Below are 8,174 nucleotides of genomic sequence, written 5' to 3'. Positions count from 1 at the left end.
GCCGACCTGCTGCCCGAGCATGCGCGCATGGCACCGTCCAACAACCCGCCGCCCTTGCCAAAGCGGCGCGGCCGCCCGCCAGCAAAGGAAAAGCCCGATCTCCATCACGGCTGATCACCGACACAAACCCTCCCGCCAAACTAGGGAATTTTAGATGCCCACTTTTGCGGAATCTTCGGTGCCCGTTGACAGGCGCGATCTGTCCCGCCGAAGGTAAAGCCGCCTGCATCGTCATGCCCCGCTGCAACAGCGAGACGATGAGCATGCACCTCGAGGAGATCGCCTTCCACGTCGCGCCAGGCGCACATGCCGTTCTGCTGCTCGATCAGGCCGGATGGCATGGATCGGTCAAACTCGTCGTGCCGCCCAACATCACCTTGATGCCGCTGCCGCCCAGGTGCCCGGAGCTCAACCCCGTCGAGAACGTCTGGCAGTTCATGCGCGACAACTGGCTGTCGAACCGCGTCTTCCAATCCAACGATGACATCGTCGACCACTGCTGCTTCGCCTGGAACAAGCTCGTCGAACAGCCCTAGCGCATCATATCCCTCGGACTGCGCCAATGGGCCCATGGGTTCTGATCAATGCACCTTGGTATAAGCTTTGTTACGAGCCGCTTGAGCTGGACATTCTCCTCCTCGAGCTGCTTCAGCCGCTTCATCTCCGACGGCATCAGTCCGCCATATTTGCTCTGCCATCGATAGTAGGTCCGAACCGATATGCCGGCTTTGCGGCACACCTCCTCGACGGTCGTACCGTCCTCGGCCTGCTTGAGAATGAACGCGATCTGCGGCCCCCTAAACCTTGACGTTTTCATCCACGATTCCCTTGTCCGGCACCAACCAAACCTGACCGGGAATTTCTCATCAAATTCGGACCAGTTTTCAGGGAGCAGGTCACGAAAGGGACGACACAAGCCATTGAAGAAGCACGAGCCGCAAGATATCATCGGCAGATCAGCATTGCGCTCGACTCGCCGCAAATAGCCGCTGTCGTCACGTAAACGCTATGGCGCTGATATTTGTCCACAGATGAAGCCGGAAAGCGACGCGTGCTTGATCGGGAGCTAATCGTGGATCGCCGCAAAAGCGGCTCATTATCATATACTCTCACATAAAATGTGGGATCATCTGTGGAGTCAATATCCAAAATCTTGAATAAATCATCCAAAATCAAGGCGTTAAAGCACTTGACTGGTGACCCCTACGGGCACCCGGCAATCGCTGAAAGGCATTGATTTAACTCCGGCATTTGCCCGAAGCAATCTCCCCATACCATCACAAGTGCCAACTGTCCAGTGGGATTGTGTGGTTTTGAATGATGCTGCTGGAAACCTATCGGATGGCGCTTTTTCCGACCGACTGTGACAGGCGGCGAAAATGAAAGATGCTGTCGCTGCAAATAGATACGCTGACGGCATGGAACCGAGCGAGAAAGCTCGTCCACCCTACTGAGAAGCGACTGCATACGGCCCAGCCGACGCTTGACCTTATCGTCGCCCCTTCCCGGCGCATCTGCGGGGCTTGCCAGTCAACCCGAACCTTGATTGCCCGTTCCCCCTATCAAAGAGGCCCCGTCATCGAATGCCCCCCCCAAGCGCGCGAGCATGGCGCCCCATAGGGATTAACCTAATGAAAAATAATTATAATATCTGTGACAATCTATAGCCAAAATTGTATCAGACTCCTTTGAAGGGAGCAGTCGGGCCATCGGTCAGGGTCCGATATCCAATAGGGCGCAATCAAACGGAGAGTACAGTCGAATGCCGTGGACAATTTTCAACCGCGAAGGACGAAGAAAGTACCTTACAAGCAATGAAATTGACAGATTTGTACAATCTGCACGGGCGCAATCGACCGATATATATATTTTCTGCTGCATGATGGCCTTCACCGGATGCAGAATTTCGGAAGCTCTATCCCTTACGCGGGAGAGTGTTGATTTTGAAGCGAAGGCGGTCATCGTTAAATCGCTCAAGAAACGTGGGAAAATGATCTACAGGGCGATCCCTCTTCCTCCGAAATTTTTAACCACTCTAGCTCGATGGCTCAAAAGCGATGTTTCTGATGATGACCGGCTCTGGCCCTGGTCGCGGATGACGGGCTACCGTCGAATATGCGAAGTTATGCGGGATGCAGGTGTCAAGGGCGGTCACGCTATGCCCAAGGGACTGCGACATGGCTTTGGCGTGCGCGCAATCCAAGCCAGTGTCCCACTCAACCTTGTGCAAAAATGGCTGGGCCACGCTGATATCAAGACAACAGCAATCTACACTTCTGCAATGGGTCCGGAAGAGCGTGCCATTGCCTCAAGGATGTGGGGAAGGAATCAGGCGCACGGAGGGATAATCGAGGACACTTGTTCTCCCCCGGAACGAGTCCCTCCGTCCGCATGTGACACTAATTCGACGGTGATGCCTCATGGCAGGCTCGCTGACTTACCCGCTGGAAAGAACCGCGCTCTAGGAAGCGACGCTTCCATCGACGGCCAGTCCGTTCGGCCTCCCGTTAAAGCGGTCTTTGCGAAGGATGCTATATTGCCCTCTGATACAATTTTGGCTATTCTGTCATCCCTCAAAGGGGGGTCATGATGACGAACGTGTTGGCAAGCGGGCCTGGGATTGGCTCACCCGCATTCTCGTTCGACAGAAATTTTCTCAGAAGTGGCGATCTGCTTCTGGCACTGCGAATCAATAATTTCTGTCATATCGAAGCCGTATATGGCCAACGTGTCGCGACAGCGGCGGCTATGGAGATACGTGACGCGCTGGAAAGGTGGGTTCCTGGCACACAGGCGCACCTGTCTAGAGATGATCTCATCGAAGCAGCAGTCCCGCTTTCAAGCCGAAATCGGCAATTGGCTCTGGCAACCATGATTGAGAGCCTATGCATGGGGTTTATGCTTCACCCCCTCCTGGTCGAAGAACACAAGTTCCACGTTAGCGTATCTGCCGGATATGCCCAGATTATTGAAATATACACTCCAGAAAATGCTGTAGCGCTACTGGAGGAGTGCCATGACATGCTTCGGGCAACATGGTCCGCTCCCGAATTCAATGCGGCGTGGGGTAAAGAGTGGAAGGCGGGTTATCGAACCGATATGGCTTCGGCTGTCACCTTCTTGAATCAGATTGATCGAGGTGAAACATTCCTTGCCTGGCAGCCCATTGTTAAGGCTGATAAGAAGGGGACGATATTATACTATGAAGCTCTTCTAAGGATATCATCCGAAGATGGCACACATATATCGTGCGGTCAGGCTATACGATGTTTAGAACGTCTTGGACTATCTAGAGTTCTGGATCGACACTGTGTTTCTGCCGTACTCGATCAACTAGAAGATGATCCCATTGTTTGTCTTGGTGTCAACGTATCTGCGCAAAATGCCTCTTTTCATCTCAATGGTCAGGATGCATTTTGGAACGAACTAAGGAAGCGACTAGCTGAGAACCGCAGCTTAGGCCCACGTCTCGTAATCGAAATCACGGAGAGTTGGCCAGCTTCATCTCAGAAGGATTTGTCCGATTTCGTACGAACACTAAGTAGATTTGGTTGCCGAATCGCCATTGATGATTTCGGCTCTGGCCACAATGGCCTCCGTCAATTACTGACTCTGAAACCGGATATCGTAAAACTTGATAGTTTCTTCATGCGTACCGCCGGGGAAACCGAACAGACGCGTAACACCTTTCGCCATGCATTGGGCCTAGCCCGATCGCTGGTACCCCTCGTCATTGTTGAAGGCGTTGAAACTGCCGCGCACGAACAGATGGCCCGTGAAGAGGGCGCGACATGGCTACAAGGTTTCCAGTTGAGCCATCCCAGCCTTGTCCGAGGATGGTTGGATGCAAGCTATAGAGACTGCGTTCAAGCTCTCCTGGATTTCAAGGCTCATTTCAAACGCCCTTGTGATGACTCACCGGCAGCATAGTTCAATGACTTTCGCAGGATATTTTCGTGCTCTTCACCGACCGTTTGCCTCTGTATGGTCGAAAGGACTTGTATGCGTCGCCATAGCGGCGATGCCGTCGCACCTAGCCGTGGCGAAGGCCAACCGTCAGCCGCCATTGGTCGTAATCGACGCTGGCCATGGTGGTCATGATCCTGGCGCTCGATCAATACTGGGCCGGTACGAACATGAAGTGACATTAGCGATTGCTCTCGCCGTCCGAGACCGGCTAAGCCGCTCTGGGAAAGTCCGAGTTGCTCTGACGCGAGCCGACAATAGGTTCTTGAGCCTTTTGGAAAGGCGCCAATTTGCGCGAAAACTGGGTGCGGACTTATTTTTGTCCATCCACGCCGACAGCAGTTCCAATCCAAATGCGAAAGGAGCGACAGTCTATACGCTCTCGGAAAGCGAAGCTGGCAATGTTGCTCGAAAGCTGATTGCCAGACCGAATAAGGGCGACGTGATACGAGGGGCTGACTTGACGGCTATGGATAGCGATTCCGAGTTCATCCTGTTCGATATGTCGCAGAACATGACCCTTGTCAGGTCGAGCGTTTTTGCAAATATTCTGAAGGAAAAGCTCAATGGGAAGTCCGCCGTTCGGCCATTCCATCAGTTCGCGGCATTCGCAGTACTCAAAGCGCCCGATATGCCATCAGCCTTGATTGAAACGGGGTATCTGACCAATCAGGAGGATGCTGAACGGCTCTTTTCCAAAGAAAGCCAGCTTTCAATTGCAAGGGAAATCAGTGCGGCAATTGACACCTATTTTTCATCCGATTCCGAACGTGGCTATGATGCATCGACACCATCGCCGTCCATCGCGGGATAGATATTGGCTCCCATGAAGCTGCTGCCGATCATTGCCTATATAGCGCCGATGCTCGCTTTGTCGGCTTGTGCGGGAGCGTTGCCTGATCGCCCTTCTCCTTCACCGGCACGCTCGCCTGAGTTACCTCGATCGGGAACCTCCATCGCTGGATCGGAGGAAGCTCGGCAATGTCTGGCTGCCCTCCAGGCCGCGCAAGTGAGGTTTACTCCCTTGCCGGATCGGCAATTTGGAGGAGGGTGTAGTGCGTTCAACAGCGTCAAACTGTTAGATATCGGAACCCCGGTTACGAACATTGGCGCGATGACATGTTCGCTAGCCAAGAACTTCGCGGCCTGGGCGCGTTATGGCGTCCAACCAGCAGCTCGCCAAATCATGGGCAGCGAGGTTGTTCGGATCGAAAGCTACGGAACCTATAGCTGTCGCGCTATCGCAGGCAGCACGAAGATATCGGAACACGCGCACAGCAATGCCATCGATATTGCCTCCTTTGTGTTGGCGAACGGGGAACGCATCAACGTAAAGGATAGTTGGCGCGGAGATGAGCGACAGTCCCGGTTCCTACGTGTCGTTCATCAAAGCGCATGCAAGCGGTTCAAGACGGCTCTTGGCCCCGACTATAATCGTGCGCATGAGGATCATTTGCACTTTGACATGGGTGGTGCAGGGGGGTTCTGTAGATAAGCCTTCGATGGAATCGATTCCCGCCCATTATCAGATTATTGCGCTAGATTGTGAAGCGGCTCCGCTGCCCTACTCCTTCCGGTGAAGTGGGCAGCGGAAGAGGTTGGACGGCGAGCGTTTACAACATGGGTCTGACCATGATTGTGCATTGTACGGACATTCTTGCCTTTGTGGCCCTGTGCTGGCAGGCGGTCAGGGCATCGCGGTTATCATCTTGCATCCGGGTAGTGGCGACGATCTCCTGCCACGCCTGCGGGTTGTCGGCGTGCATCAGGCGGATACCGGCATCCCATAGCAACGGCTCACCCATCGTGCGTGCTTCGATCCGCTCGGGGAGATGCCAACCAATCGGCATGGCGCGCGCGGCAAAGCCGGGAAGCGCCGACCACAGCAGGCATCCGGCAGCGAACCCACCTATGGCCCACAGGCGGCGGTTGCGGCGCTGCGCGTCGATGGTAGCGGCGCTGCCGATGGCCGTGCGCAGGTCGCGCGTGGTCTCGGCCAGCGCGCGTTTCGCTTCGACAAGCGCGGCATGGTCCTCGTGCCGCGCCATCGCCGCCGCCATGTCCATCCGGTCCGCGAACGCCTCCGGCGTCATCTTGAGGGCGGGCATGGCGGCGAGCGCGGCCAGCGTCTCGGCCATCGCGCCTATGCGCCTGGCGATCTCGGCCAGCGTCTTCCCATAATCGTGAATGACGATTTCGGCCTTCTCGGCGGCCAGATGCTCGACGGCGCGGCGCAGCAGCGCCATTTCCTGCTCAAGCCGAGTGAACGCCAGCGTCGCCGGATCGGCGTGCGGCGCGTAGGGTTGCAGTTCGTTGTCCATATCCTCTGCTCCTGTCTAACGGTCCATGCCCATGCCGCGCCCGATATCGCGACCGGAATCGTGGGGAATGCTGTCCGCGAGGTCGCGCCCGAGACTGCGGCCCAAGTCGCGGCCGCCCTCAAGCCCAAGTTCGCGCTCGCGCAGCCCCAGCAGCGATTCAAGCTGAGCGTCGCGTTCGAGGCTTTTGGCCATGTCGGCCATCTGCTGCCCGGTGGTCTTCGCGGCCCGGAAATTGCCGTCGCGCACAAGCTCGGCATGCTGGCGCTGCAACTGCTGCCAGCCCTCGACAAAGCGGTCGGCGCGCTGGAAGGGATCGACGCGGATTTCGGCCTCCTTCTGCATCGCCTGCACGGCCTCATGGCTGCGCCCCTGCGCCGCCTCGCGGATCAGTTCGGGGCCGTTGCGGAAGGCGCTGTTCAAATCGGTGGAGCCTTCGGGCCGGATCGCGTCCAATGCGTCGCGGGCCTTCTCCAGCGCGGCGATCTGATGGGGCATGGCGTCGATGCCCTGCGCGCGGGTCTGGCGGATCGCGTCGAGCGCGCCTGCATAGCGCTCCACCGCCCCGCGCAGGCCGCCCGCGCGCATCGGGTGCATGGCGTCGTCGCGCTGCTGCTGGCGGGTCGAATCATGGATGGGTTCGGGCGGGCGGAAGTTCGCGAATATCCCCTGTCCATGCGAAGGAGTCTGCGGCTCGGGCGGCCGGAAATTGTCGAAGATGCCGCGCGGACGTTCCTGCTCTGGCAGGGGTGCGGGCGACGCCTCGCGCTCCTGTCCTGTGGCCTGCCCCGGCAGCGCGAGGCGCAGGCCATCGAAGATGCCGCGCGCCTTCTCCGCGATCGGCCGGACGATCTCCGCGACCCGCTCGCCGAACGTGATGCCACGCCGCTCGGCAAATTGCTCGGCCGGATCGCGCTTCGCATAGTCGCTCGCCATGTCCTTGGGACGCTCGCGGCTGAGCAGGCGGACAAGGCGGGACTCGTCCTTGAAATCATCCTTCCCGTAATGCAGGTCCACGCCTTCGCGGTGGCGGGTCATGACCACATAGGTGCCGTGCCGGTCCATCCCCGGCGTGGCGAGCGCATGGGTGCGATCGACGGATACCGCCTGCGTCTTGTGGATCGTGGCGGCATAGCCATGATCAAGGTCGCGATAGTCCCTCATGTCGAACGACACGGAACGCCCGTCATCGGTGCGCACGGTCATGGCCTGTTCGCTGACCTTTTCGATCACGCCCAGCGTGCCGTTCTTGACCTCCATGCTCCGCTCGTTGCGCCGGAACATGACGCGATCCCCGGAGGCGAAATCCCGCTCGCCGTTGGCGGTCCTCACCCGCACATCGTCGCCCAGTTCCTTGCCCAGGTGCAGCCGCGCGCGGGCCAACTCGTTGAGGGTGCGCACCTCCTCATTGGTGTGGGTGAAGATCATCCGCGTCTTGCCGGGTTCGGCCTGCCGCGCCGCGTTCCAGCGGTCGATCAGGTCGGCGCGCGCCTGTTCGCGCGTCTCGGCGGCATGGACCATGCCCTTGTCGGCATAGGCCCGGATCGCTTCGCCGGTCCTGCCGGTCGCCAGATGCCGTGTGGCGTCCTTCTGCCAGTCCTCATGCTGGCGGCGGATGTCAGTGATCTCGACGCCGCCATGGCGCTCATGGATCGCGCGGAACGCCGCGCCCGCCTCGATCGCCTGCAACTGCTCGGCGTCGCCCACCATCACCACCTTCGCGCCTGCCTCTTCGGCGTGGCTGAGAACGCGCTCCATCTGGCTGTCAATCGGCGTGCAAACGGGACCCCCTATCGGCGCGCAAAAGGGACCCCCTTTCACGATGGCGCAAGGTTGATCGGACACGCGCCTTTGCGCTGCGCGCGGCGTAGGGAGGGCGGAGCCCGACCG

Annotated in this window: 5 protein-coding genes and 3 pseudogenes; 5 read left to right on the top strand and 3 right to left on the bottom strand. The window is 58.1% G+C overall.

Annotation, left to right across the window (positions count from 1 at the left end; all coding sequences use genetic code 11):
• Window positions 1-185 precede the first annotated feature (185 nt).
• Window positions 186-536: pseudogene (locus tag EWH12_RS21065) on the top strand (IS630 family transposase); the annotation flags it as partial.
• A 62-nt stretch (window positions 537-598) separates the two neighbouring features.
• On the opposite strand, the pseudogene EWH12_RS22815 reads toward EWH12_RS21065, so the two are convergent.
• Window positions 599-817, bottom strand: a pseudogene (locus EWH12_RS22815) (transposase); the annotation flags it as partial.
• A gap of 945 nt (window positions 818-1,762) precedes the next feature.
• Between EWH12_RS22815 and EWH12_RS21055 the strand changes: the two are divergent.
• The 4 genes from EWH12_RS21055 (at window position 1,763) to EWH12_RS21040 (ending at window position 5,461) form a co-directional block, all read left to right on the top strand.
• Window positions 1,763-2,590, top strand: a complete 828-nt coding sequence (locus EWH12_RS21055; protein WP_129927730.1) for a tyrosine-type recombinase/integrase — start codon at window positions 1,763-1,765, stop codon at window positions 2,588-2,590.
• On the top strand, window positions 2,587-3,930 hold the full coding sequence (locus tag EWH12_RS21050; RefSeq protein WP_129927729.1) for an EAL domain-containing protein: 1,344 nt from the start codon (window positions 2,587-2,589) through the stop codon (window positions 3,928-3,930). The genes EWH12_RS21055 and EWH12_RS21050 overlap by 4 nt, the downstream gene beginning before the upstream one ends.
• Before the next feature lie 109 nt (window positions 3,931-4,039).
• The gene (locus EWH12_RS21045; RefSeq protein ID WP_165363687.1) at window positions 4,040-4,780 is read left to right on the top strand and encodes an N-acetylmuramoyl-L-alanine amidase family protein; all 741 of its coding nucleotides are present in this window, start codon (window positions 4,040-4,042) and stop codon (window positions 4,778-4,780) included.
• A 12-nt stretch (window positions 4,781-4,792) separates the two neighbouring features.
• On the top strand, window positions 4,793-5,461 hold the full coding sequence (locus EWH12_RS21040; RefSeq protein WP_129927727.1) for an extensin-like domain-containing protein: 669 nt from the start codon (window positions 4,793-4,795) through the stop codon (window positions 5,459-5,461).
• 118 nt (window positions 5,462-5,579) lie between these two features.
• Here the strand turns inward: EWH12_RS21040 and EWH12_RS21035 are convergent, their stop codons facing one another.
• Window positions 5,580-6,287 (bottom strand): DUF6118 family protein, encoded by a 708-nt coding sequence (locus tag EWH12_RS21035; RefSeq protein ID WP_129927726.1) that lies wholly within the window; start codon window positions 6,285-6,287, stop codon window positions 5,580-5,582.
• A 15-nt stretch (window positions 6,288-6,302) separates the two neighbouring features.
• Window positions 6,303-8,045 (bottom strand): annotated as a pseudogene (locus EWH12_RS21030) (AAA family ATPase); the annotation flags it as partial.
• Window positions 8,046-8,174 lie beyond the last annotated feature (129 nt).

This window comes from Sphingobium cupriresistens (assembly GCF_004152865.1).
Lineage (GTDB): Bacteria > Pseudomonadota > Alphaproteobacteria > Sphingomonadales > Sphingomonadaceae > Sphingobium > Sphingobium cupriresistens.
The sequence above is the reverse complement of the archived record's forward strand: the minus strand, read 5'-3'. Positions and strand labels throughout refer to the sequence as shown.